27 protein-coding genes are annotated in these 22550 nt (G+C 66.5%); 18 read left to right on the top strand and 9 right to left on the bottom strand.

Going from position 1 to position 22550, the window contains the following annotated elements:
• Nucleotides 1-63: 63 nt before the first annotated feature.
• Nucleotides 64-216 (bottom strand): hypothetical protein, encoded by a 153-nt coding sequence (locus OCH239_RS22620; RefSeq protein WP_157577836.1) that lies wholly within the window; start codon nt 214-216, stop codon nt 64-66.
• Between the two features lie 169 nt (nt 217-385).
• Here OCH239_RS22620 and OCH239_RS09180 point away from each other — a divergent pair, with 169 nt between their 5' ends.
• Both OCH239_RS09180 and OCH239_RS09175 read left to right on the top strand, forming a co-directional pair.
• Entirely contained in the window at nt 386-862 is a 477-nt protein-coding gene (locus OCH239_RS09180; RefSeq protein ID WP_037261387.1) for an NUDIX hydrolase, read from the top strand.
• A 25-nt stretch (nt 863-887) separates the two neighbouring features.
• Nucleotides 888-2369: an inorganic phosphate transporter gene (locus OCH239_RS09175; RefSeq protein ID WP_037261384.1), complete on the top strand. Its 1482-nt coding sequence runs from the start codon at nt 888-890 to the stop codon at nt 2367-2369.
• 29 nt (nt 2370-2398) lie between these two features.
• On the opposite strand, the gene OCH239_RS09170 is transcribed toward OCH239_RS09175, so the two are convergent.
• The 4 genes from OCH239_RS09170 to OCH239_RS09155 form a co-directional block, all read right to left on the bottom strand.
• Nucleotides 2399-3130, bottom strand: coding sequence for an amino acid ABC transporter ATP-binding protein (locus tag OCH239_RS09170; protein ID WP_037261381.1), 732 nt, complete (start codon nt 3128-3130; stop codon nt 2399-2401).
• Nucleotides 3127-3801: an amino acid ABC transporter permease gene (locus tag OCH239_RS09165; protein ID WP_037261378.1), complete on the bottom strand. Its 675-nt coding sequence runs from the start codon at nt 3799-3801 to the stop codon at nt 3127-3129. The genes OCH239_RS09170 and OCH239_RS09165 overlap by 4 nt, the downstream gene beginning before the upstream one ends.
• Before the next feature lie 8 nt (nt 3802-3809).
• Complete coding sequence (locus OCH239_RS09160) at nt 3810-4580, bottom strand: amino acid ABC transporter substrate-binding protein (protein WP_037261374.1); 771 nt, start codon at nt 4578-4580, stop codon at nt 3810-3812.
• A gap of 212 nt (nt 4581-4792) precedes the next feature.
• Nucleotides 4793-5698, bottom strand: a complete 906-nt coding sequence (locus OCH239_RS09155; RefSeq protein WP_037261371.1) for a LysR family transcriptional regulator — start codon at nt 5696-5698, stop codon at nt 4793-4795.
• Between the two features lie 154 nt (nt 5699-5852).
• Between OCH239_RS09155 and OCH239_RS09150 the strand changes: the two genes are divergently transcribed.
• The 10 genes from OCH239_RS09150 (at nt 5853) to OCH239_RS09105 (ending at nt 15130) form a co-directional block, all read left to right on the top strand.
• Complete coding sequence (locus tag OCH239_RS09150; RefSeq protein WP_037261366.1) at nt 5853-6896, top strand: ABC transporter substrate-binding protein; 1044 nt, start codon at nt 5853-5855, stop codon at nt 6894-6896.
• Between the two features lie 5 nt (nt 6897-6901).
• On the top strand, nt 6902-7714 hold the full coding sequence (locus OCH239_RS09145; RefSeq protein ID WP_037261481.1) for an ABC transporter ATP-binding protein: 813 nt from the start codon (nt 6902-6904) through the stop codon (nt 7712-7714).
• On the top strand, nt 7714-8535 hold the full coding sequence (locus OCH239_RS09140) for an ABC transporter permease (protein ID WP_244430331.1): 822 nt from the start codon (nt 7714-7716) through the stop codon (nt 8533-8535). Before OCH239_RS09145 ends, OCH239_RS09140 begins: the two co-directional genes overlap by 1 nt.
• 80 nt (nt 8536-8615) lie before the next feature.
• Nucleotides 8616-9980 carry an FAD-dependent oxidoreductase gene (locus tag OCH239_RS09135; RefSeq protein WP_037261363.1) on the top strand — a complete coding sequence of 455 codons (1365 nt, stop codon included), beginning with the start codon at nt 8616-8618 and terminating at the stop codon, nt 9978-9980.
• An 11-nt stretch (nt 9981-9991) separates the two neighbouring features.
• On the top strand, nt 9992-11164 hold the full coding sequence (locus OCH239_RS09130; protein WP_037261359.1) for a CaiB/BaiF CoA transferase family protein: 1173 nt from the start codon (nt 9992-9994) through the stop codon (nt 11162-11164).
• Entirely contained in the window at nt 11161-11937 is a 777-nt protein-coding gene (locus tag OCH239_RS09125) for an enoyl-CoA hydratase-related protein (protein ID WP_037261355.1), read from the top strand. The genes OCH239_RS09130 and OCH239_RS09125 overlap by 4 nt, the downstream gene beginning before the upstream one ends.
• Before the next feature lie 11 nt (nt 11938-11948).
• A complete protein-coding gene (locus OCH239_RS09120) occupies nt 11949-12281 on the top strand; it encodes a 4Fe-4S dicluster domain-containing protein (protein ID WP_037261352.1) in 333 nt (110 codons plus the stop codon).
• Between the two features lie 13 nt (nt 12282-12294).
• The gene (locus OCH239_RS09115) at nt 12295-13173 is read left to right on the top strand and encodes a dihydrodipicolinate synthase family protein (RefSeq protein ID WP_037261349.1); all 879 of its coding nucleotides are present in this window, start codon (nt 12295-12297) and stop codon (nt 13171-13173) included.
• 17 nt (nt 13174-13190) lie between these two features.
• A complete protein-coding gene (locus OCH239_RS09110; RefSeq protein ID WP_037261348.1) occupies nt 13191-14639 on the top strand; it encodes an aldehyde dehydrogenase family protein in 1449 nt (482 codons plus the stop codon).
• A gap of 2 nt (nt 14640-14641) precedes the next feature.
• A complete protein-coding gene (locus OCH239_RS09105) occupies nt 14642-15130 on the top strand; it encodes a deoxycytidylate deaminase (RefSeq protein WP_037261345.1) in 489 nt (162 codons plus the stop codon).
• Here OCH239_RS09105 and OCH239_RS09100 read toward each other — a convergent pair.
• On the bottom strand, nt 15102-16883 hold the full coding sequence (locus OCH239_RS09100) for an SLC13 family permease (RefSeq protein ID WP_037261476.1): 1782 nt from the start codon (nt 16881-16883) through the stop codon (nt 15102-15104). The genes OCH239_RS09105 and OCH239_RS09100 overlap by 29 nt on opposite strands.
• A gap of 156 nt (nt 16884-17039) precedes the next feature.
• On the opposite strand from OCH239_RS09100, the gene OCH239_RS09095 reads away from it, so the two are divergent.
• Nucleotides 17040-17432, top strand: a complete 393-nt coding sequence (locus OCH239_RS09095) for a GFA family protein (RefSeq protein WP_037261342.1) — start codon at nt 17040-17042, stop codon at nt 17430-17432.
• A gap of 31 nt (nt 17433-17463) precedes the next feature.
• On the opposite strand, the gene OCH239_RS09090 is transcribed toward OCH239_RS09095, so the two are convergent.
• The 3 genes from OCH239_RS09090 to OCH239_RS22615 all read right to left on the bottom strand — a co-directional run bounded on the left by OCH239_RS09090 (nt 17464) and on the right by OCH239_RS22615 (nt 18496).
• Complete coding sequence (locus tag OCH239_RS09090) at nt 17464-17949, bottom strand: VOC family protein (RefSeq protein WP_037261340.1); 486 nt, start codon at nt 17947-17949, stop codon at nt 17464-17466.
• A 65-nt stretch (nt 17950-18014) separates the two neighbouring features.
• Complete coding sequence (locus tag OCH239_RS09085; protein WP_037261337.1) at nt 18015-18362, bottom strand: DUF1428 domain-containing protein; 348 nt, start codon at nt 18360-18362, stop codon at nt 18015-18017.
• Complete coding sequence (locus OCH239_RS22615) at nt 18359-18496, bottom strand: hypothetical protein (RefSeq protein WP_157577835.1); 138 nt, start codon at nt 18494-18496, stop codon at nt 18359-18361. The genes OCH239_RS09085 and OCH239_RS22615 overlap by 4 nt, the downstream gene beginning before the upstream one ends.
• Nucleotides 18497-18560: 64 nt before the next feature.
• On the opposite strand from OCH239_RS22615, the gene OCH239_RS09080 reads away from it, so the two are divergent.
• The 5 genes from OCH239_RS09080 to OCH239_RS09060 all read left to right on the top strand — a co-directional run bounded on the left by OCH239_RS09080 (nt 18561) and on the right by OCH239_RS09060 (nt 22440).
• Complete coding sequence (locus OCH239_RS09080) at nt 18561-19250, top strand: winged helix-turn-helix transcriptional regulator (protein ID WP_037261334.1); 690 nt, start codon at nt 18561-18563, stop codon at nt 19248-19250.
• 224 nt (nt 19251-19474) lie between these two features.
• Nucleotides 19475-19762 (top strand): ribbon-helix-helix domain-containing protein, encoded by a 288-nt coding sequence (locus OCH239_RS09075; RefSeq protein WP_037261331.1) that lies wholly within the window; start codon nt 19475-19477, stop codon nt 19760-19762.
• Nucleotides 19763-19858: 96 nt separating this feature from the next.
• Complete coding sequence (locus OCH239_RS09070; RefSeq protein ID WP_037261328.1) at nt 19859-20254, top strand: VOC family protein; 396 nt, start codon at nt 19859-19861, stop codon at nt 20252-20254.
• A 74-nt stretch (nt 20255-20328) separates the two neighbouring features.
• Nucleotides 20329-20853 carry a twin-arginine translocation pathway signal gene (locus tag OCH239_RS09065; protein ID WP_037261326.1) on the top strand — a complete coding sequence of 175 codons (525 nt, stop codon included), beginning with the start codon at nt 20329-20331 and terminating at the stop codon, nt 20851-20853.
• A gap of 18 nt (nt 20854-20871) precedes the next feature.
• Nucleotides 20872-22440, top strand: coding sequence for a GMC family oxidoreductase (locus OCH239_RS09060; protein ID WP_037261323.1), 1569 nt, complete (start codon nt 20872-20874; stop codon nt 22438-22440).
• Nucleotides 22441-22550: the final 110 nt, after the last annotated feature.

Below are 22550 nucleotides of genomic sequence, written 5' to 3'. Positions count from 1 at the left end.
TTCTACGCGAACTGCATGGATCTCTGAGGCAGTTCCCCGCGGCGGGTCCGCCCTGCCGCGGGATCAGATCCGGTCCATCACGAAATCCGGCACGATGCCGGAGGTCTCGATGGCCCCGCCGACGTCGAGCCTTTCGATGCGGAGCGGCGTAAAGCGCGTATCACGATGGGGTGCAGCTCGCCCGGACCTCTCCCATTGAAACGCGACCGATGACATGCCCACCACTCCGATTACCGGAAAGCATCGATCGAGACGATACGGGGGCAACGCGACATCCCGAAGTCACCCGACATTCATCACCCGCGCGGCACAAGGATTGCGGGGCTGCGGCGTTGAAGTCACGTCGCAGGGAGTGGTATGCGCCGGCGATATGTCGAGAATGCCGATGTTCCATACGCTCTGGTCCAATTACATCCAGCCGATCCTGAGGCGCCCGTCGCGGTATCAGGTGGCGGCGCTGTGCTTTCGGCGCGTCGGCGGCCGGCTGGAGATCCTGCTCGTGACCTCGCTCGAGACGCGCCGCTGGATCCTGCCGAAGGGCTGGCCCAAGACCGGCTTCGACGCCGGGGGCGTCGCGCTCGAGGAAGCCTGGGAGGAGGCCGGCGTGAAACCGCGCGGCGGCAAGCCGCGCCGGATCGGGCGCTACCGCTACGACAAGCGGCTGCGCGGCGGCATTCCCGTGCCGACCGACGTGGACGTCTACGCGATCGACACCGAAAAGCTCTACGACGACTACCCCGAGATGGGTCGGCGCCAGCGCCGCTGGGTTACGCCGCAGGAGGCGTCCGCGGCGGTCGACGAGCCCGGACTGAAGACCCTCATCGCCGGCGTCGAGGACCAGCTCGCTGCGCCTTCGAGCTAAAGCCGCTTCGGCAGAGAGAATTTCCATGAGCGATCAGGACAGCTCCTACAGCTGGCAGACCCTCGACCGCGACCTCAACCGGCTGTCGCGGCTCGAGGCGGCGACCATGTATGCCGCGCGCCCGCTCATCGGCGTCGGGTTGTCGCTGCTCTTCGTCACCGTCGCGGCGCTCGCCGCCGGGCTGATCGTGGGCCAGGCGCCCGGGGCGCTCTTCGTGATCGTGGCGGCGGCCTTCGGCGCCTACATGGCCCTCAATATCGGCGCGAACGATGTCGCCAACAACATGGGTCCGGCTGTGGGAGCCCGGGCCTTGTCGATGGCGGGCGCCATCGCCATCGCGGCGGTCTGCGAGAGCGCGGGCGCGCTTCTTGCAGGGGGCGACGTGGTCGACACGATCTCGAAGGGGATCGTCGCTCCCGAAAGTCTTGCGGACGCGCGGATCTTCGTCACGGCGATGATGGCGGCGCTCCTTTCGGCGGCGCTCTGGGTCAATCTCGCGACCTTCATCGGCGCGCCGGTCTCCACCACCCATTCCGTGGTCGGCGGCGTCATGGGCGCGGGCATCGCGGCGGCCGGGATCGGCGCGGTCAGCTGGGCCACGATGGGGGCGATCGCGGCCAGCTGGGTGATCTCGCCCGCGCTTGGCGGCGTCATCGCGGCGGCGGTGCTGGCCTTCATCAAGTGGAAGGTGATCTATGTCGAGGACAAGATCGCCGCCGCCCGGACCTGGGTGCCGGTCCTGATCGGCGTGATGGCCGCCGCCTTTGCGAGCTACCTCGCGCTCAAGGGGCTGAGCCGCGTCGCGTCGATCGACATTGCCACCGCGCTCGCCATCGGGGCCGCCATCGGCGCGCTCTGCGCCGCCGCGGCCGTGCCGCTGGTCCGGCGTCAGTCGCGCGGGCTCGAAAACCGCAACCGCTCGCTCAAGATCCTCTTTCGCGTGCCGCTCGTCATCTCGGCGGCGCTCCTCTCCTTCGCGCACGGTGCGAACGACGTCGCCAATGCGGTGGGTCCGCTCGCGGCGATCGTCTACGCGCAGGAGACCGGCGGGGCCGCGGCCGAGGTCGCGATTCCGATCTGGGTCATGCTTATCGGAGCTGTGGGCATCTCGGTCGGCCTGATGCTGTTCGGCCCGAAGCTTGTCGACATGGTCGGCGGCCAGATCACCAAGCTCAACCCGATGCGCGCCTATTGCGTGGCTCTCTCGGCCGCGGTCACGGTCATCGCCGCCTCGTGGCTCGGGCTGCCGGTCAGCTCCACCCACATCGCGGTCGGGGGCGTCTTCGGGGTCGGGTTCTTCCGCGAATGGCATGCCGAGCGTCGCGCGCGCATGATCCAGAAGGCGCGCCCCCCGGCGCAGCGCGTCCCGAGCGAGGAGCGGCGGCGCCGCAAGCTCGTCCGCCGCTCGCACTTCCTGACCATCGCCGCGGCCTGGATCGTGACGGTGCCCGCAGCGGCCATCCTGTCGGCTCTTTGCTACGTGGTTCTCTCGCTCGTATCGGGCTGAGGCGTTGCGCCGGCGCAGTCTCCGAACGGTCAGGAGACACGGCGCAGGAAACGACGCAAGCGCTCGTCGCGGGGGGCCTCGAGCACCTCCTGCGGCGGGCCTTCCTCGACGATGCGACCGCCCTCCATGAACACGACCCGGTCGGCGATCTCGCGGGCGAACTGCATCTCGTGGGTGACGATCAGCATGGTCTGGCGCTGCTCGGCGACGCGGCGCATGAGGTCGAGCACTTCTCCGACCCATTCGGGATCCAGCGCCGAGGTCGGCTCGTCGAAGAGCATGAGGTCCGCGCCGATGGCCATGGCCCGGCCGATGCCGACCCGCTGCTGCTGGCCGCCCGAGAGCGCGGCGGGATAGCTGTCGGCCTTCTCCGCCAGACCCGTCTCGCCAAGCACCTCGAGGGCGCGCCGCTCGGCCTCGTCACGCGGGCGGTCATGCACAGTGACCAGCGCCTCCATGATGTTCTCCTTCGCCGTCTTGTTGGCGAAGAGAGCGTAGTTCTGGAAGACGAAGGACGTTGCCCGCCGCAGCGCGAGGATGTCGCGCTTCGTGGCTTTGGCGGCGTCGACGGAGACGTCACCGATCTCGATCGTTCCTGCGTTCGGCCTGTCGAGGAAGTTTAAGCACCGCAGGAGCGTCGACTTGCCCGTGCCCGAGGGACCGATCACCACGACGCGCTCGCCGTCCGCGATGTCGAGGTCGATGCCGTCGAGCACCGCCGTGCCGTCGAACCGCTTGGTGAGACCGCGAACCCTGATCATCGCGCATATGCCTTGTTGAGATGAGTCTCGAGCTGCTTCTGGCCCTGGTTCAGCGTCTCGACGATGATCCAGTAGAGGATCGCCACGACGAGGAATGCCTCGAAGTAGAGAAAGCTGCCCGATGCCTCCTTCTGCGTCGCGCCCATCATCTCGGTCACCCCGAGCGTGAAGGCGAGTGAGGTGCCCTTGATCATGTCGATGAAGTAGTTGACCAGCGTCGGCGCGGCGATGCGCGCCGCCTGCGGCAGCACGATTCGCCGCATCATCTGGCCCTGCGTCATGCCGATCGATTGCGCCGCTTCCCACTGGGAGCGGTCGACCCCGGTGATGGCCGCGCGGATCGCCTCGGCCATGTAGGCCGAGAAATGCAGCGTCAGGCCCATGATCGCCGCGGTGACGCCGTTGATCTGGGTCAGGAAACCGATCACCTGCGGCAGCCCGTAATAGAAGAGGAAGAGCTGCACGAGCAGCGGCGTGCCGCGAAAGAAGCTGATGAACAGCACCACGAGCCAGTCGAGGCCCGGCACGCGCACCACGCGCTCGACGGCAAGCAGCGAGGCCAGCACCAGCGCGCAGGCCATAGCCACCACCGCCATGAACAGCGTCAGCGGCACGTAGCCGAGAATGACGGGCACCAGCCCCAGCATGTAGTCGAGGTCGAGTGCCCGCATGGTTCAGATCACTCGGTCTCGGCCGCGGGGCTGGTGATGTCGCTGCCGAACCATTTCTGCGAGATCTCGGAAAGCGTGCCGTCCTCCTTGAGCGCGGTCAGCGCCTCGTCCACCCGGTCGCGCATCGCCCGGCCGTCCTCGGTGTCGCGGAAGGGCAGCGCGTTGCGGATCTCCGAGAAGGGCTGGCCGGCGAGTTCGAGCGGCAGCGGGCTCTCCTGGATGACCTGCGCCGAGGACACGCGGTCCATGACGAAGGCATCGACGCGGCCGAGCGCGGTGTCCTGCTCGATATTCGACTCGTAGGTGCGGATATCGATCTCGTCCGCGAAATCGAGGTCGCGCAGCAGCTGCTCGAAGTTCGAGCCGAGGTTCACCGCGACCGTCTTGCCGCGCAGGTCATCGACGCCCTCGATCTCCTCGTTGCCTTCCTTGGTCACCACCTGCGCGCCGTCGATGACGTAAGGCTGGGTGAAGGCGAAGGCGTCTTCACGCTCGGGCGTGATGGTGATCTGGTTCGCGATCGTGTCAATGCGCCCCGCCTCGAGCGCCCCGATGAGGCCCGAGAAGGACATCGTCTCGAACGCGATGTCGAGCCCGGCCTCTTCGCCGACGGCGTTCATCACGTCGACCTCGAAGCCCTGCAGCTCGTCCTGGCGCACGAAGGTAAAGGGGAAATAGCCGCCGGACATGCCGACGCGCAGCGTGTCGTTCTCCTGCGCCGCCGCGGCGCCGGACAGACCGGCCGTCGCGACCGCAGCCGCGATTAGAGTTCTCAGCATGATGAAGCTCCTGTGTTCTGGACGACGGACGTGCCCTCCGCTCGCCGAGAGTTCAACGTTCTGCCCCAAATAAGAGCGCATGTCCGAAAGGCGAGGGCGGGACCGGAACGCTGTTTGCCGGAAACGGAGCTTGCGGGGTCACTATCCCGGCGCCTGCCTGCCGCGCGAGACGCAGGTCCTTAGCGGGGGCCGATGAGCCGGCTTAATCCGCCTCAGGAATCGAGGCGCATCCCGCGCATCTCCCGGGTAACGGCATCGCAGAGCATCCGCTTTGCGGGATCGATGGTCGAAGATGCCGAGACCATGACGCCGATGCGCATCTGGGTGAGCGTGTCCTGCACCAGCGGCACGAAGTTCAGCCCGCCGGTCTCGACCTCGCCGAAGAAGCCGATCTTGGTGTAGAGGCCGATGCCCTGGTTGGCGAGGATCATGTCCTTGGCAAGCAGCAGGGTATTCGTGAAGATGTGTGTCGAGAGCGGCGTCACCAGCGACGAGATCGCCTGGTCGATGATCGAGTTTCCGCCGCGCGCGTCGATGGTGCGGACCAGACGGTAGGGCGCGATGTCCTCGATGGTCACGCTGCTGCGCCCGGCGAGGGGATGTTCGGGGCGGACGATGACGCCGAACGGCGCGCTCTTCTCGGACAGCATGCGGACGTCGGGATGCGAGGTCAGGGCGAAGGCGATGCCGATATCCGCATCGCCCGCCGCGATGGCCTGAACCACGTCCTCGGGCTGCGCCGTTGTCACCGAGATCGAGATGTCCGGGAAGACCTGCGCGAACTCGCGGATGGCCGCCGGGAGTATGCTGACGGTGATCGAATCGACGGTGTAAACCCGGAGATGCCCCGAGCGCAGGTCGCGCATGTCGTCGATCAGGACCCGCACGCGGTCCCAGTCGTGCAGCACGCGGCGGCAATGCTCGAGGAGAATCGCTCCGACCGCGGTGACCTCCACGCCTTCGGGCGTCCGGTCGAAAAGCGCGACGCCGAGCCTCTTTTCTGTGCTCAGGATGTTCCGGTTCACCGAGGTCGAGGACACGTTCAGCACCTGAGCCGCCTTGCGAATGGAGCGCTGTCTCGCGACTTCGTCGAAGTATTTCAGAAAGTTGGCGTGCATATCCTTCACCCCTCCCAAGGGGTGGTGCAGTTTCTGCACCACCGTTGGCACATATTTATCCTATCTGCAGCGCCATGGCGGAGCCTAGCCTTGTTGGGAACAAGGTCGAACCAAAGACCGGATCACAACAACGTTCCAACAGGAGATAGGCCAGATGAACAGTGCAACGGCCACTGAACTGACCCGGCGTTCGATGCTGAAGTCGCTCGGCGCGGCTGCGGGCCTCGGCCTCGGCGGCAATGTCCTCGGCGTCGGCCGGGCGAGCGCGCAGGGGCTGACGACCGTCACCCTCCAGCTTGGCTGGCTCGCCAGCAACGGTATCCTTGGCGAAGTCGCGGCGGCCGAGCAGGGTTTCTTCGAGGAAGAAGGACTCGAGCTCGAGATCACGCCGGGCGGCCCGAATGTCGATGGCGTGGCCTCGGTCGCCTCGGGCCGCGCGAGCCTCGGGTCGATCTCGTCGAGCCCCTCGCTGATGCTGGCCCGCAGCCAGGGCCTGCCGATCAAGTGCATCGCCGCGGGATACCAGCAGCATCCGTTCACGTACTTCTCGCTCGAAAAGAATCCGGTGCGCGAGCCGCAGGACCTCATCGGCAAGACCGTCGCCACCAACGGCACCGCGCGCATCCTTCTGCAGGCGCTGCTCGCAGCGAACGACATCCCCGAAAACGAGGTCGAGGTGCTGGTCATGGGCTCGGACATGTCGCCGCTGCTGACCGGGCAGGCGGACGTCGTGACGGGATGGAAGACCAACACCAGCGCGCTCGAGGTGCTCGGCGAGGAGCGGGTCGACATGACGCTCTGGGACGCCGGGATCAAGCTTTACGCCAACCCCTATTACGTGACGGACACGTCGCTCGCCGAGAGCCCCGAGATGGTGGCGGGCGCGCTGCGGGCGATCGCCCGGGGCTGGGGCTGGGTGCGTGACAATCCCGAAGCAGCGGTCGAGATCCTCGTCTCGCGCTACCCGAACCTCGACAAGGAGGCCGAACTCAAGACCGTCGATATGGTCGTGGACTACAGCTTCAACGAGGCGACCGCGGAACATGGCTGGGGCACGATGACCCGCGAGAACTGGCAGGCGCAGCTCGACGCCTACGACCAGCTCGGCCAGTTCGAGGGCGAGGCGCCCTCCGTCGATGACGTGATGACGCTCTCGGTTCTGGAAGAGACCGCCTCGGCGCGGCCGACCTACGGGTGAGCGCGATGAACCTTGCACAGACCACATCCACAGGGGCTCCGGCCGGCGCACCACCGAGCGCCCTCGCGGCCTCGCTCCGCGGCGCATCGGTCCGCTTCGGGACGTTCACCGCGATCGAGGACATGCATCTCGATATCGAAGACGGCTCTTTCTACACGATCCTCGGCCCCTCGGGCTGCGGGAAGTCCACACTGCTCCGGCTGGTGTCGGACCTCATCCCGGCGGCAAGCGGCGAGGTGTCGGTCTTCGGCAAGACCACCGAAGAGGCTCGGCTCGCCCGCGAGTTCGCCTTCGTCTTCCAGGACGCCGCACTGCTGCCCTGGCGCAATGCGCTGAAGAACGTGGAATTGCCGCTCGAGATCGGCCGCAAGCGCGGCGTCGACATCCCCGTCGGCACACGCACCCCGAGAGAGCTGCTGAAGCTCGTCGGTCTCGAGGGCCGCGAGGACGCGATGCCGCACGAGCTTTCGGGGGGCATGCGTCAGCGCGTGGCCATCGCCCGCGCGCTCGTCTGCCAGCCGAAGCTCCTGCTCATGGACGAGCCCTTCGGCGCGCTCGACGAGATGACGCGCGACCGACTCAACCTGCAGTTGCTCGACATCTGGCGCGAGACCGGCACCACGATCCTCTTCGTCACCCATTCGATCGCCGAGGCGGTGTTCCTCGGCCAGAAGGTGATCATGCTGCGCGCCCATCCGGGACGTCTGCGCGAGGTCGTCGACGTCGAGCTGCCCGAACCGCGCACGATCAAGCAACGCGATACGCAGGAGTTCAACGCCTATTGCGGGCGCCTGCGCGAGCTACTGGAGACCTGCTGATGTCTGTCGCAGAGACCATGACCGCCCCCGAAGCCCCCACTCAAGCGGATATCGAGAAGGAGATCCTTGCCGACGCCCGCAAGAAGAAGGCGCTCGCCGTCGCCGTCCCCCTCGGCACCGCGCTCGGGCTCGTGCTGATCTGGCAGATCGGCGTGAAGCTCTTCGGAGTGCCGACCTACATCGCGCCGGCACCGTCCGACGTGGCGGTGGAGTTCGTCGCGAAGTTCGACGTGCTGATGCAGAACTTCTGGCCGACATTCTTCGAGAGTGTCGCGGGCTTCGTCGTCGGCAATGTCGCGGCGATCCTGATCGCGGTCGCCTTCGTGCATTCCCGTGCCGCCGAGCAGGCGTTCTTTCCGATCGCCGTCTTCGTCAACACGATCCCGATCCTCGCCATCGCGCCGATCCTCGTGCTGATATTCGGCCCCGGCATGACGGCAAAGGTGGTGATCGCGGCGCTCATCTGCTTCTTCCCGACGCTGGTGAACATGGTGCGCGGCCTGCAATCGGTCAGCTCGCAGACCCTGGAGCTCGCCCGCATCCTCTCGGCCTCGAAATCCGAGGTGTTCTGGAAGATGCGCCTGCCGTCCTCGCTGCCGTTCCTGTTCTCGGCGCTCAAGATCTCGGCCACGACTTCGGTCATCGGCGCGATCGTCGGCGAGTGGGTCGGCGCGGATCTCGGCCTCGGCGCGCTCATCATCGACGCGACGTTCAACTTCAACTCGCCGCTGCTCTACGCGACCGTCTTCACGTCCTCGGGCCTGTCGGTGATCATGTTCGCCCTCGTCACGATGACCGAACGCATGGTCGTCCGCTGGTAAGCTAAACAACTCTCAAGAAACGGAAATTCGCGCCCCCTTCGCAAGCGGTGAAGGCGGCGCCACAGGAGGAGTGCATCCCAATGACCGACCGCATCAAGGACCACGTGACGTCCCGTGCAGAGCAGATCCCGGTCGTCTCGGACACCGACGTGGTGGTGATCGGGGCGGGGCCTGCCGGCCTTTCCGCCGCGGTGTCGGCCGCCCGCAACGGGGCCCGCGTCACGCTGGTCGAGCGCTACCATCACCTCGGCGGCATGGCCTCGGGCGGCATGGTGCTGGTGCTCGACGACATGGTGAACGAGGGCAACGAGATCGTCACCACCGGCATCGTCGACGAGTTCGTAGAGCGGATGGAGCGCCAGGACGGCGCCGTCTATCCGCCCTCCGAGGATTGCCTGACCAACTGGGAGATGTGGCAGAAGTGGTCGCGCTGGGGCTGCATTGACTTCCACAAGTCCGGGATGCCGCAGCCGATCATCCACGCCGTCGCCTTCGACCCCGATGCCTGGAAGCGCGTGAGCCTCGATCTGGTCGAGGACGCGGATATCGAGCTGCGCACCCACAGCTGGTTCTCCGAGGCGATGGTCGAGGGGAGCCGCGTCACCGGCGTGATCGTGCAGACCAAGCTCGGCCGGCAGGCGATCAAGGCGAAGATGGTGGTCGACGCCTCGGGCGACCTCGACGTCGCCTCCTCGGCCGGGGCCGAGTTCCAGACCGGGCAATTCATCGTCACGACCGTGTTCCGCCTGATGGACGTCGACACCGACAAGGCCGAGGCATTCGAATACGCCAACCCCGAGGAGTACAAGAAGCTCGACCGGCAGGCGCGCCGGATCATCGGCGGCGCCTGGGGCATGTGGTGGCTCAAGACGCCGCTTCCCGGCGTGGTGTGGTGCAACTGCCCGCACATGCCCGGTTACGACGGGATGTCGCCCGAACACATGGTCGAGGCCGAGTTCGAGGGCCGCCGCCGCATGATGGCCCTTCTGGACTTCGCGCGGAAGAACCTGCCGGGCTTCGAGAACGCCAAGATGCTGGGCGCGGCCGAGCAGATGGGCATCCGTCAGACACGGCTCCTGCGCGGCGAATACGTGGTCACGAAGGACGACGTGAAGTCCCGCCGCCACTTTGCCGACAGTGTTTGCCGGGGGCGCGACTATTACACACCGTACCGCGCCCTCCTGCCCAAGGGCGTCGACAACCTGATCGTCGCGGGCCGTCACTACTCGGTCGAGAGCGAGGCGCAGAAGCAGTCGCGCGAGATCCCGCCCTGCATGGCGCAGGGCGAGGCCGCGGGCGTCGCAGTGGCCAAGGCGCTCGATGCGAACTGCGCGCTGCGAGACGTCGATGTCACCGCGATCCAGAAGCAGATGCGCGCGCAGGGCGCCGATCCGGGCGATGTCCCCTCGGCCAATGCCCGCATCGAAGAGCCGGTCGAGGCCTGAGGGAGGATTTCATGACCACCACCGCCACACTTCCACTCGAGGGCGTTCGCGTCCTCGACTTCACCCAGGTCATGATGGGGCCGTGCGCGACGCAGATGCTCGCGGATTTCGGCGCCGACGTGATCAAGATCGAACGGCCCGGGGCAGGGGACCTGTCGCGCAACTTCTTCGGCGAGACGTCGGAAGAGGCGATGAACAACGCAGTCTTTTCCTCCCTCAACCGCAACAAGCGGTCGGTGACGATCGACACCAAGTCCGAGGAAGGGCGGCAGATGGTCTATGATCTCGTCCTGCACTCGGACGTGGTGGTCGACAATTTCCGTGCCGGCGTGATGAAGCGCCTCGGCTTCGACTTTGACACGCTGAAGACGATCAATCCGCGGATCATCTGCGCCTCCGGCACCGGTTTCGGCGAAACGGGCCCCTACGCCCACAAGGGCGGGCAGGACGTCCTCGCTCAGGCGATGACCGGCGTCATGGAGAAGACGCAGGACCCCGCAATCCCGAAGTCGATCTACCCGACGACGCTCTGCGATTACACGGCGGGCATGCACCTCGTTCAGGGGATCCTCGCCGCCATCATCGGGCGCGAGAAGACCGGCCGCGGCCAGAAGGTCGGCGTGTCGCTCTACGATTCGATGATCGCCATGCAGATGCAGGAGGCCGCGCAATGGTCCAAGCACCGCGAGGTGCTGAACTGGGCCGCGATGCCGCTCACGGGCGTCTTCGACACCACCGATGGCGCGCTGGTCGTGGTTGGCGCGTTCAAGGCCAACCCGCTGCAGGACATCTGCACCGCGCTCGAGATCGAGGACCTGTCGCCGGAGTACCCGACCCTTGCCGTGCAGCGGCAGCACAAGCCCTATCTCCAGGGCCGGTTCGCCGAGGCCTTCGCCACGAATTCCACCGCCTACTGGATCGAACGGCTCGAAGCGCAGGATCTTCTCTGCGCGCCGGTCCGTTCTCTCGGAGAGGCGCTGGACGACCCGCAGACCGAGGCGAACGGGCTTCTCGTCGATATCGAGCATCCGATCCTCGGCGATCTGACGCTCGTCGGCTCGCCCGTGCATCTCAGCGACGCGCCGGTGGTCGTCCGCCACACGCCGCCGCGCCTCGGCGAGCACACGGACGAGGTGATCCGCGAATTCAGCCTCTCGGCCGTCGCGCGTCGGGAGGCGTCATGAGCGTCCTCTTCGACGTCGCGGATCACGTCGCGCGGGTCACGATCGACCGGCCCGACCGCATGAACGCGGTCGACCAGGCGACGGAGGCGGAGCTGGAGCGCGTCTGGACCGAGATCGAAGGTCGGGACGACATCCGCTGCGTCGTGCTGACGGGCGCGGGCGACAAAGCGTTCAGCGCAGGGGCGGACCTCAAGTCGAACACCGGGCTGACCGGGCTCGAATACTGGGCGCAGGCAAACCCCAACGGCTTCGGCGGCATAGCTCTCCGACAGAGCCTGACGGTCCCGGTGATCGCGCGGGTGAACGGCCTCGCGCTCGGCGGCGGGTTCGAGATGGTCCTCGGCGCCGACATCGTGATCGCGTCCGAGACCGCGAAGTTTGGACTGCCCGAAGCCAAGGTCGGGCGCCTGCCGCTCGACGGCGGCATGGTGGCGCTCCAGCGGCTCATCCCGCGCAACATCGCGGCTGGGCTGATGATGACGGGGCGGATGCTCTCGGCCGCCGAAGCCGCGCATTTCGGTCTGGTCAACGCGGTTGCGGCCCCCGACGCGCTCGACGCCGAGGTCGATGCCTGGGTCGCCGACGTCCTCTCCTGCGCCCCGCTTTCGGTCGCGGCGATCAAGGAGACGGTCCGCAGCACCGCGCATCTCTCGCCCCAGGACGCCCGCGATCACAAGTCCGAGGCGCTCGTGTCGGCGCTCGCCTCGGAGGATTCCGAGGAGGGCGTCCTCGCGTTCCGCGAAAAGCGCCCGCCGGTCTGGCGGGGCTGCTGAGAGGAGATCCCATGGCACTCGTCATCGGAAACCAGTGCATCGACGTGAAGGACGGCATCTGCACGACGTCCTGCCCGGTCGACTGCATCTACGAGGGGGAACGGATGTTCTACATCCATCCCGGCGAATGCATCGAATGCGGCATGTGCGAAAGCATCTGCCCGGTCGACGCCATCCGCTACGACGACGAGCTGGATCCCGAGAACGCGATCTTCGCCGACATCAACCGCGAGGTCTTTCGCGGTGCGGACGGCGAGCTTGAGGAACCGGGCGGGTGGTATGCCAACGCGCCGCCGATCCGCGATCACCCGAGGCTCGCCGAATACGCCAAACGAACCAATTGACGGAAGGGATATCATGCAGGGCATCATAGCTGCCGTGCCGACCCCGGTGGACGCCGCCGGACGGCCGCTCAGGGAGCCGTTTCTCGACCACGCCCGCTGGGCGCTCGAGAACGGATGCGACGGTCTCAACATCCTCGGCTCCACCGGGGAGGCGACGTCCCTCGACGCCGCGGCGCGCGGCACGGTCATGGAATGGGCTGCCCGAGACCTCGATCCCTCCCGCCTCATGGTCGGGACCGGGACCACGTCGCTGGCCGAGTCGATTGCCTTGACCGAACGCGCCGACGATCTCGGCTACGGCGTGGCTCTGGTGCTGCCGCCGTTCTACTATACGCCGCCGTCCGAGGACGGGCTCGTGCGGTGGTACGAGGCGCTGCACGCCGCGCTCGGCGACCGCTCCATCCGGATCTACTTCTACAACTTTCCGGCGATGACCGGTTTTCCCATACCAGTCAATGTGATGACGCGCCTCCATGCGCAGGCGCCGGACCGGTTCGCAGGGATCAAGGACAGCTCGAACGATCTCGAATATTGTCGTGCCGTCCGCGCCGCGCTGCCCGACTTCGCCATCTTCCCCAGCTCCGAGACATCGCTTGCCTCGGCGCGCGTCGAGGGCTTCGCCGGTTGCATCTCCGCCACCGTCAACGTGACCGCGCCGCTCTGCGCCCGCATCTGGCGCGGCGAGGCGCCCCAGAGCCTCATCGATACGGTGAGCGCGCTCCGGGCAGTGATTTCGGATCATCCGCTGATCCCCGCCGTCAAACACCTGATCGCCCGGCGCACGAAGGATCCGCGCTGGGCCGGGACGCTGCCGCCCTTCACGCCGCTCACGCAGGCCGAAGCGGCCTCCCTCGACCATTTCGTGCCCGCCGACGCGGCGGCCGCGGCCTGACCTGACTGGAGAAAGACATGAAAGATACCATTCTGAGCTTCGGCAACCTGATCGGCGGGCAGTGGATCCCGGCGGAGGATGCACGCGCCAATGTGAACCCTTCGGACACGAACGACATCATCGGGCATTATGCCTCCGCGGATGCGAGTGCCGTCGATGCCGCCGTGGCCGCCGCTCGGGACGCGTTCGAGGCATGGTCGCAGACGAGTCCGCAGGTGCGGCACGATCTGCTCGATGCGGTCGGCACCTCCATCCTCGCGCGCAAGGAAGAGATCGGACGCCTGCTCGCCCGCGAGGAGGGCAAAACGCTGCCCGAGGCCATCGGCGAGACCACGCGCGCGGGTCAGGTCTTCAAGTTCTTCGCCGGAGAGGCGCTCCGGATCGCCGGAGACGCGCAGGCGTCCACCCGCCCCGACATCGACGTCGAGGTGATCCGAGAGCCTGTGGGCGTTGTCGGCCTCATCACGCCGTGGAACTTTCCGATCGCGATTCCCGCGTGGAAGATCGCCCCGGCGCTCGCCTACGGCAATTGCGCCGTGCTCAAGCCGGCCGACCTGACGCCGGGCTGCGCCCATGTCATCGCCGAGGCGCTGCACGAGGCCGGATGCCCGTCGGGGGTCTTCAACCTCGTGATGGGACGCGGATCGGTCGTCGGCGAAGCGATCGTCACCCATGACGGGATCGACGCCGTGTCCTTCACCGGCTCGGCCGCCACCGGGGCCCGCATCGCCGAGACCTGCGGACGCCTGCGCAAGAAGGTGCAGACCGAGATGGGTGGCAAGAACCCGATGGTGGTTCTCGACGACGCCGATCTCGACATCGCTGTTCCGGCCTGCCTCAACGGGGCGTATTTCTCGACCGGCCAGCGCTGCACCGCCTCCTCGCGGCTCATCGTCCAGTCCGGGATCCACGACGCCTTCGTCGAGCGCCTCTCGCGCGAGATGCAGGCGCTCAAGGTAGGCGACGCGCTCGATGCCGGAACCCAGATCGGTCCCGTCGTCGACGAGCGACAGCTCGCCTCGAACCTGGACTACGTGGCGATCGCGCGGAGCGAGGCGGCAGAGGTGATCGGCGGCGACCGCATCGACGGCCCCGCGCCGGGCTTCTTCCAGGCGCCTGCGCTCTTTCTCGGGACCGACAACGGAATGCGCATCAACCGCGAGGAAATCTTCGGGCCCTGCGCCTCGGTCATCCGGGTGACCAACGCCGAGGAAGCGCTGGCGGTTGCCAACGACACCGAGTTCGGCCTCTCCGCCGGCATATGCACGTCGAGCCTCAAACATGCCCGGACGTTCCGCCGACGGGTCGAGGCGGGGATGGTCATGGTGAACCTGCCCACGGCGGGCGTCGACTACCACGTGCCGTTCGGTGGACGGAAGGGATCGTCCTACGGGGCGCGCGAGCAGGGGCGCTACGCCGTGGAATTCTACACCACGGTCAAGACCTCGTACATCTCGGCTGGCTGAGCATGGCATCCGAGAACACTTGGGCGGCGCGCTTCATGGGACTCGCCGCCCAGATGGCAGGCTGGTCCGAGGATCGTGACCGCCATGTCGGTGCGGTGATCGTCGGACCGGGCCACGAGGTGCGCGCGAGCGGGTACAATGGCCTGCCGAGGGGCGTGTCGGACCACGACGACAGCCGCTTCGACCGGGCCAGTGGGACGAAGTTCTTCTGGATCGAACATGCCGAGCGCAATGCGATCTACAACGCCGCGCGATCCGGCGCGGCGCTCGACGGATGCACGATCTACGTGACGCGCTTTCCCTGCTCCGATTGCGCGCGCGCCGTCATCCAGTCGGGTATCCGGCGCGTCGTGTGCCCGCCGGTGCCCGAGAACGACGGCGCGCTTGACGCAAGCTTTGCCGCGGCCGAGATCATGTTGCGGGAGGCGGGCATCGAGATCGCCTTCAGGGATGACGCCTTGCCTACATGGGAAAGAATATCGGGATCGTGAGAACGGCGGTTGCTCCGACGATGATGTTCATCGGGACGCCGACCTTCAGGAAGTCGGCGAAGCGGTAATTGCCCGCACCGTAGACCAGGGTGTTGGTCTGGTAGCCGATGGGCGTGGCAAAGCTCGCGCTCGCCGAGAACATGACCGCGACGACGAAGGGGCGGGGGTCCACGCCGAGCTGCTGGGCGATCGCCACCGCGATCGGCGTGAAGATCACAGCCACCGCATTGCTGGTCACGACCTCGGTCAAGATCGATCCCACCGCGTAGATCGCGACCAGCATCAATATGGGCGGGAGCCCTTCGAGCCAGGGTGTCAGGAACCCGACGAGCAGTTCCACGGCACCGGTATTCTCGAGCCCCGCGCCGACGATCAGCATGGAGAAGATCAGAACGAGGATCGAGGCGTCGATCGACCCCCAGGCCTCGTCGTTGTCGATGCAGCGCAGGACCAGGATGGCCGCCACCGCCACGAGGGCGAGGATGCCGATCGGGAAGACGTCGAGCGCGGCGAGGAGCACGATCGCCACCAGCGCGAGCACGGCGATCGGTGCCTGCCGGCGCCGGTAGGCGCGGCCCCCGGGCGCGGTCACCGAGACGACGTCGCCCGACCGTGTCAGCTCCTCGAAGCCTTCGGGCGTTCCCTCGAGCAGAAGCTTGTCGGCAGGGCGCAGGCGCACGCTGGAGAGGTCCGCGCCGGCGACGTGGCCCGGGCGGAAGGCGCCGAGGACCCGGATGCCCGCGCGCCGGCCAAGGGCGAGGTCGGCAATGCGGACACCGGAACTCCGGCGGGACGGCGTTATGATGGCCTCGACGATGCGGACCTCGGCCTCGGGGTCGATCTCGATCGAGCGGCGCTGGCCGACGCGCAGCCCGGTGTGCTCCGAAAGCGTCAGAAGCTCGGAGGTGCCGGCGATGAGGATCAGCGCATCGCCCTTGCGCAGCACCTGATCTTCGAGATCCGTCCGCTCGATCTTGCCGCTCCGGCGCAGGCCGGTGACCCGGACCCGCGAGCCCTGGAAGTCCGAAACCGAGCCAAGCGTCTCGCCTATGTGCCGATACCCGTCGCGGATCACGACCTCGGAGAGGAAGGGTGTCTCCGCGGACTCGCCGCTGTCGCGCGAGGCGCGGGAGGGCAGGAGAAATTTCCCGAGAACCAGCATGGACAGCCCGCCGACCAGCGCGACGCAGATCCCGACCGGGGCGATCTCGAAGATCGAGAACGGGTCGAGCCCCGCCTCGCGCGCGACGCCGTCGACGAGGATGTTCGTCGAGGTGCCGATGAGCGTGCAGGTCCCCCCGAGGATCGCAGCGTAGGAGAGCGGGATGAGCAGTCGCGTCGGCGCGAGCCCGAGGCTGCCGGCGAGGCGGATCACCACGGGGATGAGCACGATCACCACCGGCGTGTTGTTCATGAAGGCCGAGGCCGCGATGGTCGCGAAGATGAAGAGACCGACGGCCAGTGCAGGCCGGGTCTGGGCTTTCTCCACCACGATGCCGGCGAGGGCGTCGAGCACGCCCGTGCGCACCAGAGCTCCCGACACGACGAACATCGCGGCGATTGTGATGGGCGCGGAACTCGAGAAGACCTCCATCACGTCGTCGCTCGGCACGAGGCCGAATATGATGAAGAGGGCCGCGCCACCGGCCGCGGTGACGTCGGGCGGATATTTCTCGACGATGAAGGCTACAAACAGAAGCACGAGAAGGCCGAGCGCCAGAACTGACGCATCGATGCCAAGATACGCGGTCATGCCGAAATGGTCCGAGACAAGAGACAATCCGGCGGACGGTGCCACGTCCGCTGCGCTTTCACCATACACATATTTGGAGGTCATCTTTCTTGGCGGATCGGCGCACGCTAGCATGCCGTGGAGCGGCGGCGGGGCGCGCGTCTGGAGGGCACGGCGATGGACCATTATGCGGGTGGGTGCCTGTGCGGCGACGTGAGGCTGTCTGCAAGCGGGCGCCCGAAACGTGTCGGCATCTGCCATTGTCTCGATTGCCGAAAGCATCACGGCGCGCTCTTCTTCGCGGCCGCGATCTATCCCGAGGAGGCGGTCGACGTGCAGGGCGTCACCCACTCCTACGCCGGGCGGCACTTCTGCCCCCGCTGCGGCTCGTCGGTCTTCTCGCTCTCCGGCGACGAGATCGAGGTGCATCTTGGCACGCTCGACGCCCCGGACCAGCTGACGCCCGGCTACGAGTGCTGGGTGGTCCGGAGGGAAACCTGGCTGCCGCCGTTTCCCGGCCTCGATCGCCACGAGCGCGACAATCCCGGGGACGCGCCGGTCGCGGAGTGACAATAGGCCGCCGCGATGAGCACCAGGGAGATTATGCCCCCTGGAGCGCTGCTTCGATCACTTCGATCTCGATCTTCTGCATGGCCATCATGGCTGCCTGGGCGCGGGCAGAGGCTGCGCGGTCGGGGTGCGACAGAGCGGCCATGAGCATCCGTGGGGTGATCTGCCAGCGATACCCCCATCGGTCTTTGCACCAGCCGCACATGATCGGCGCGCCGCCATTGCCGACGATCGCGTCCCAGAGACGATCGGTCTCGTCCTGGTCCTCGGTATAGACCTGCAGCGAATAGGCGTCGTTCGGCTGCACATGCGGACCGGCATTGAGAAGCACGTAAGGCAGGCCGAGCACCGTCATCTCGACCACCTGCACCCTGCCCGCAGGCGTGTCCGGAACGCCCTCCGGGGCGCGGATGATGTTGATGACCGACGAGTCCGGGAACGTCTCGGAATAGAAATTCGCCGCCTCCTCGGCCTCGCTGTCGAACCAGAGAAAGACGGCGGCCTTGCGCTCTGCCATGGTGTGCCCTCGCGTTCGGCGCCGCGGACTTCCGAGGTCCCGCGGCGCATGCTCTCCGGTCAGCCCTATTCCGAGAAGATCGGATCGAAGCCGCCCCAGATCATCCGTTTTCCGTCGAACGGCATGTCGAGTTCCTGCCATCTCGGGTCGGAGTCCATGCTGGCGCCGCAGGCTTCGTGGGACGCCTTGTCGGGCCAGATCATCCACGAAAAGCAGACCGTCTCGCCCGGTTTGAGATCCACCGCGCGCTTGAAGTCCGTCTGCGTTCCGTCGGGCACGCTCTCGCCCCAGGCCTCCATGATCTGCAGCGCGCCATAATCCTTGAAGATCTCCCATGCCTTTCGGGCGCATTCGATGTAGGCGTCGCGGTTCTCGTCCGGGACCGGGGTGAGGAATCCTGCCACGTAGGTCATGCTTCCCCTCCCTCGTATCTCTCGAGATCCTCCGCGCCGGGGGCGAGGCCCTCGGGCTGTCCCTGCTCCGGCCATGGACCGGATGCCTCGAAAGGCGCGGCCTTGATCCTGTCGCTGACGATCATCCCTATCATTGCATCCTCCTCCGGGATCGCTGGGTATGGACAGGTTACGTCCGGCAGATTACTAAAAGCAACCATGAAGTCACAAGAAGTAACCAAATCGGCGAAAAACCCCCACGGGCGTTGGTACGACGACGCCTGCGGCACGGCCTTCGGCCTCGAATTGCTTGGCGAGCGCTGGTCGCTGCTGATCGTGAGAGAGCTGATGTTCGGGCCGAGGCGGTTCTCGGATATCCGGGCAGGCCTGCCCGGGATCAGCGCCAAGGTGCTGACGGAGCGTCTCACCGGGCTCGAGGAATACGGAGTGGTGGTCCGCGAGACCGCGACGGAGCCTGTGCCGATGCGGCTCTATCGCCTGACCGAATGGGGTTACGCGGCCGAACCGATCATTCGGGAACTTGGACGCTGGGCGGCGGCCTCTCCGCTTCACGACCCGACATTGCCGCTGTCTCCGGCGTCCCTCATGCTGTCGTTCCGGACCATGCTCGACCGCACGGCGGCGCGGGGCATGATGATGCAAGTCGGGTTCGACATCGGATCAGTGTCGTTCACCGCCCGTTTGGCAGACGCGGACATGCCGGTGAAACGTGGTCGCCCCGACGCACCGGATCTCCGCTTCGCGGCCAAGGAGGCCCCGTCGCTCGCCGCACTCTTCTACGGCGACGTCTCCGCGCAGGAGGCGGGGGTCAGGATCGAGGGGGACGCGGACCTGGCGCGCCGGTTCGTCGGCCTTTTCAATCTGCCGCAGAAAGTGGGAGTGGTGTGAGCCGCAGCGCCCACTGACCAGGTCGCGATCGGGGACGAAGAGCGGCCCCGCGGTGCCGGCAGAACGCGGAACTTCGCGGCGAGAGCTTCACGCCGGTTTGAACTATGGCCCACCGTCGAATGTGGACTTCGCGTTTGACGGAACATGCAGCCGATGTGACCTTTGGACACCTGTCCGCGGTGCGGCGTGCGGCCCTATACTCGGGGCATTCGGAGGATCGACACATGTGCCAAGTCTTCGCGGGCCAGAACCCGGAACGCTACGCTTCGACCACGCGGCGGCTTCGTCTCAACGGTCAGAGCACCAGCATCCGGCTCGAAAACGCGTTCTGGGACACGCTGGATGAAATTGCCGCGGCAGAGGGGGTCTCGACCCCCTGTTTCCTGTCGACTCTGCATGCCGAAGTCCTCGAGCTGCGGGGCGAACCCGAGAATTTCACGTCGCTCTTGCGCACGACCTGCCTGATCTATCTCGGGCAAGTGACGGCGCCCGTCGCGGTCGCCGCCGAGTGACGTAAGACCAAAGGACGATCCCTGTAGTAATCGCCTACTACCCCGGGCCGTGATCTCCGCGCCTATCCTGTGATCTCAAAAGACACAGGAGGCAGCATGGCGAAAGCCATTCACAGCATGATCCGCGTCCTCGACGAGGACCGCTCGGTCGCGTTCTACCGCAAGGCATTCGGTCTCGACGTCGCCGACCGGCTGGATTTCGACGACTTCACGCTTGTCTACATGTCGAACACCGAGTCCGAGTTCGAGGTCGAGCTCACGATCAACAAGGACCGGACCGAACCCTACGACCTCGGGGACGGCTACGGACATCTTGCGGTATTGGTCGCGGATCTCGACGCCGAACACGCGCGCTTCGAGCGTGAAGGACTGGCTCCCCGCAAACTGGTGGAATTCGCGCCCGGCGGCACGCTTGTCGGCCGCTTCTTCTTCGTTGCCGACCCCGATGGATACCAGATCGAGGTGCTGGAGCGGAGCGGGCGCTTCAAATGACGTGAGGACGTCCCGGCCCGGGTGCGAAGGAGGACGCGCCCGGGCCGGACATGACCCAAGGGAGGAGACCCAACATGATCGAGACACTTTCGCTAAAGACGCTGACGCGTCGCCAGCTTCTGTCGCGCGGCGTCGCGGCGGGGGCGGGCCTCGTTGTCGGTGCAGGCTTCGTCGCCGGCCGAGATGCGGCCTGGGCGACCGAGATGGACGCCATGAAGCCCGAGAGCTTCGCGACGCTCGTGCAGATGGCGCGCGACATCTATCCCCACGACAAGGTGGGCGACCGGTTCTACGCCGCGGCCGTGAAAGGCTACGACGTCCCCGAGGAGGTCGATTTTGCCCAGGAGGGCCTCGAGATGCTCGACGAGGCGGCGCGCGCGGCGGGCTTCGACAGCTATCTCGCCGCCGGCTGGGAGGCGGACCGCGTCGCCATCCTGCGCGGCATCGAGGATACCGAATTTTTCCAGCGGGTCCGCGGCGGGCTCGTCACCGGCCTCTACAACCAGAAAGAGGTGTGGCCGATCTTCGGTTACGAGGGCGAGTCCTACTCGCAGGGCGGTTATCTCTACCGCGGCTTCGACGACATCACGTGGATCTGAGGGGGGAGGATACGGGAAATGGCTGCACCTTTTGAACTCACCGACGACAGCGTCGTCGTCATCATCGGCACCGGCGCGGGCGGCGGCGTTCTCGCCAACGAACTCGCGCAGAAGGGCGTGAGCGTCGTCGCGCTCGAGGCGGGCGGGCGGTATCTGCCCGACGATTACATCAACGACGAGTGGGAGAGCTTCGGCCAGCTCGCCTGGACCGATACACGCACCACCAGCGGCGACTGGCGCGTGGCAAAGGACTTCTCGAACCTTCCGGCGTGGATCGTGAAGGCGGTGGGGGGCACCACGACCCACTGGGCCGGCGCGTCGATCCGCTTCCAGCCGCACGAATGGAAGGCGAAGACGACCTACGGCGAGGTCGAGGGCGCGAACCTTCTCGACTGGCCGATCGACGATCAGGAGATGGCGCCGTTTTACGACCGCGCCGAGAGCAAGCTCGGGGTCACGCGCACCCACGGCATCCCCGGCCTGCCCGGCAGCAACAACTTCAAGGTCTTCGAGGCCGGCGCGAAGGAGATCGGCTACAAGGAGGTCCATACCGGCCGCATGGCGATCAACAGCCAGGAGCGGGACGGGCGGATGGCCTGTCAGCAGACCGGCTTCTGCTTCCAGGGCTGCAAATGGGGCGCCAAGTGGTCGGCTGCCTATACCGACATCCCCGCGGGAGAGGCGACCGGCAATCTCGAGGTGCGCGAGAAGGCGCATGTCGCGCGTATCCTCCACGACGACTCCGGCAAGGTGACGGGCGTCGAGTATTTCGACGACGCGGGCAATCTCCAGATGCAGCGGGCGCGCGTCGTTTGCGTCGCGGGCAACTCGTTCGAGAGCCCGCGCCTCTTGCTCAACTCGCATTCCTCGATGTTCCCGGACGGGCTCGCCAATAGCTCGGGCATGGTCGGCAAGAACTACATGCGGCACCTTACGGGATCGGTCTACGGCATCTTCGAAAAGCCCGTGCACATGTATCGCGGCACCACCATGGCCGGCATCGTGCAGGACGAGGCGCGCCACGATCCCTCGCGCGGTTTCGTGGGGGGGTACGAGCTCGAGACGCTGTCGCTGGGCCTGCCCTTCATGGCGGCCTTCCTCGATCCCGGCGCCTGGGGCCGCGAGTTCACCACCGCGCTCGACAGTTACGAGAACATGGCGGGCATGTGGATCGTCGGCGAGGACATGCCGCAGGAGAGCAACCGCGTGACGCTCTCGGACGTGGAGGACAAGTTCGGCCTCAAGGTCGCCAACGTGCATTACAGCGACCATGCCAACGACAAGACGATGCGCGAACACGCCTACAAGCAGGGCGCGGCGATCTACAACGCGGTCGGCGCGACACGGACGCTGCCGACGCCGCCCTATCCCTCGACGCACAACCTCGGCACCAACCGGATGTCCGAGCGCCCCGAGGATGGCGTCGTGAACCGTAACGGGAGGGCGCATGATGTGCCGAACCTCTACGTCTCGGACGGCTCGCAATTCACCACCGGCGCGGCGGAGAACCCGACGTTGACCATCGTGGCCCTCGCCATCCGTCAGGCAGAACATATCGCCAGCGAAATGCAGAGCGGCGCTCTCTGAGCGCCGAGGATCGGCTGGCACGACACCCCGCGGTTGCGCCGCGGGGTGTTTTCACATCTGGAGCGCCTGCCGCGCGGAGGTCATGAAGATCATGCGCGGAATTCATGACA

Origin of the sequence: Roseivivax halodurans JCM 10272 (assembly GCF_000521785.1) — a bacterium.
Taxonomy (GTDB): Bacteria; Pseudomonadota; Alphaproteobacteria; order Rhodobacterales; family Rhodobacteraceae; genus Roseivivax; species Roseivivax halodurans.
The sequence above is the reverse complement of the archived record's forward strand: the minus strand, read 5'-3'. Positions and strand labels throughout refer to the sequence as shown.

Bases quoted from the DNA above. Each gene is read 5' to 3' on its own strand.
- OCH239_RS09065 (WP_037261326.1), top strand. From the start codon at position 20,329: ATGATCGAGACACTTTCGCTAAAGACGCTGACGCGTCGCCAGCTTCTG.
- OCH239_RS22615 (WP_157577835.1), bottom strand. From the start codon at position 18,496: ATGATAGGGATGATCGTCAGCGACAGGATCAAGGCCGCGCCTTTCGAG.
- OCH239_RS09135 (WP_037261363.1), top strand. From the start codon at position 8,616: ATGACCGACCGCATCAAGGACCACGTGACGTCCCGTGCAGAGCAGATC.
- OCH239_RS09070 (WP_037261328.1), top strand. From the start codon at position 19,859: ATGGCGAAAGCCATTCACAGCATGATCCGCGTCCTCGACGAGGACCGC.
- OCH239_RS09105 (WP_037261345.1), top strand. From the start codon at position 14,642: ATGGCATCCGAGAACACTTGGGCGGCGCGCTTCATGGGACTCGCCGCC.
- OCH239_RS09060 (WP_037261323.1), top strand. From the start codon at position 20,872: ATGGCTGCACCTTTTGAACTCACCGACGACAGCGTCGTCGTCATCATC.
- OCH239_RS09150 (WP_037261366.1), top strand. From the start codon at position 5,853: ATGAACAGTGCAACGGCCACTGAACTGACCCGGCGTTCGATGCTGAAG.
- OCH239_RS09130 (WP_037261359.1), top strand. From the start codon at position 9,992: ATGACCACCACCGCCACACTTCCACTCGAGGGCGTTCGCGTCCTCGAC.
- OCH239_RS09095 (WP_037261342.1), top strand. From the start codon at position 17,040: ATGGACCATTATGCGGGTGGGTGCCTGTGCGGCGACGTGAGGCTGTCT.
- OCH239_RS09115 (WP_037261349.1), top strand. From the start codon at position 12,295: ATGCAGGGCATCATAGCTGCCGTGCCGACCCCGGTGGACGCCGCCGGA.
- OCH239_RS09160 (WP_037261374.1), bottom strand. From the start codon at position 4,580: ATGCTGAGAACTCTAATCGCGGCTGCGGTCGCGACGGCCGGTCTGTCC.
- OCH239_RS09175 (WP_037261384.1), top strand. From the start codon at position 888: ATGAGCGATCAGGACAGCTCCTACAGCTGGCAGACCCTCGACCGCGAC.
- OCH239_RS09155 (WP_037261371.1), bottom strand. From the start codon at position 5,698: ATGCACGCCAACTTTCTGAAATACTTCGACGAAGTCGCGAGACAGCGC.
- OCH239_RS09180 (WP_037261387.1), top strand. From the start codon at position 386: ATGTTCCATACGCTCTGGTCCAATTACATCCAGCCGATCCTGAGGCGC.
- OCH239_RS22620 (WP_157577836.1), bottom strand. From the start codon at position 216: ATGTCATCGGTCGCGTTTCAATGGGAGAGGTCCGGGCGAGCTGCACCC.
- OCH239_RS09120 (WP_037261352.1), top strand. From the start codon at position 11,949: ATGGCACTCGTCATCGGAAACCAGTGCATCGACGTGAAGGACGGCATC.
- OCH239_RS09125 (WP_037261355.1), top strand. From the start codon at position 11,161: ATGAGCGTCCTCTTCGACGTCGCGGATCACGTCGCGCGGGTCACGATC.
- OCH239_RS09170 (WP_037261381.1), bottom strand. From the start codon at position 3,130: ATGATCAGGGTTCGCGGTCTCACCAAGCGGTTCGACGGCACGGCGGTG.
- OCH239_RS09075 (WP_037261331.1), top strand. From the start codon at position 19,475: ATGTGCCAAGTCTTCGCGGGCCAGAACCCGGAACGCTACGCTTCGACC.
- OCH239_RS09145 (WP_037261481.1), top strand. From the start codon at position 6,902: ATGAACCTTGCACAGACCACATCCACAGGGGCTCCGGCCGGCGCACCA.
- OCH239_RS09100 (WP_037261476.1), bottom strand. From the start codon at position 16,883: ATGACCGCGTATCTTGGCATCGATGCGTCAGTTCTGGCGCTCGGCCTT.
- OCH239_RS09090 (WP_037261340.1), bottom strand. From the start codon at position 17,949: ATGGCAGAGCGCAAGGCCGCCGTCTTTCTCTGGTTCGACAGCGAGGCC.
- OCH239_RS09080 (WP_037261334.1), top strand. From the start codon at position 18,561: ATGAAGTCACAAGAAGTAACCAAATCGGCGAAAAACCCCCACGGGCGT.
- OCH239_RS09140 (WP_244430331.1), top strand. From the start codon at position 7,714: ATGTCTGTCGCAGAGACCATGACCGCCCCCGAAGCCCCCACTCAAGCG.
- OCH239_RS09110 (WP_037261348.1), top strand. From the start codon at position 13,191: ATGAAAGATACCATTCTGAGCTTCGGCAACCTGATCGGCGGGCAGTGG.
- OCH239_RS09165 (WP_037261378.1), bottom strand. From the start codon at position 3,801: ATGCGGGCACTCGACCTCGACTACATGCTGGGGCTGGTGCCCGTCATT.
- OCH239_RS09085 (WP_037261337.1), bottom strand. From the start codon at position 18,362: ATGACCTACGTGGCAGGATTCCTCACCCCGGTCCCGGACGAGAACCGC.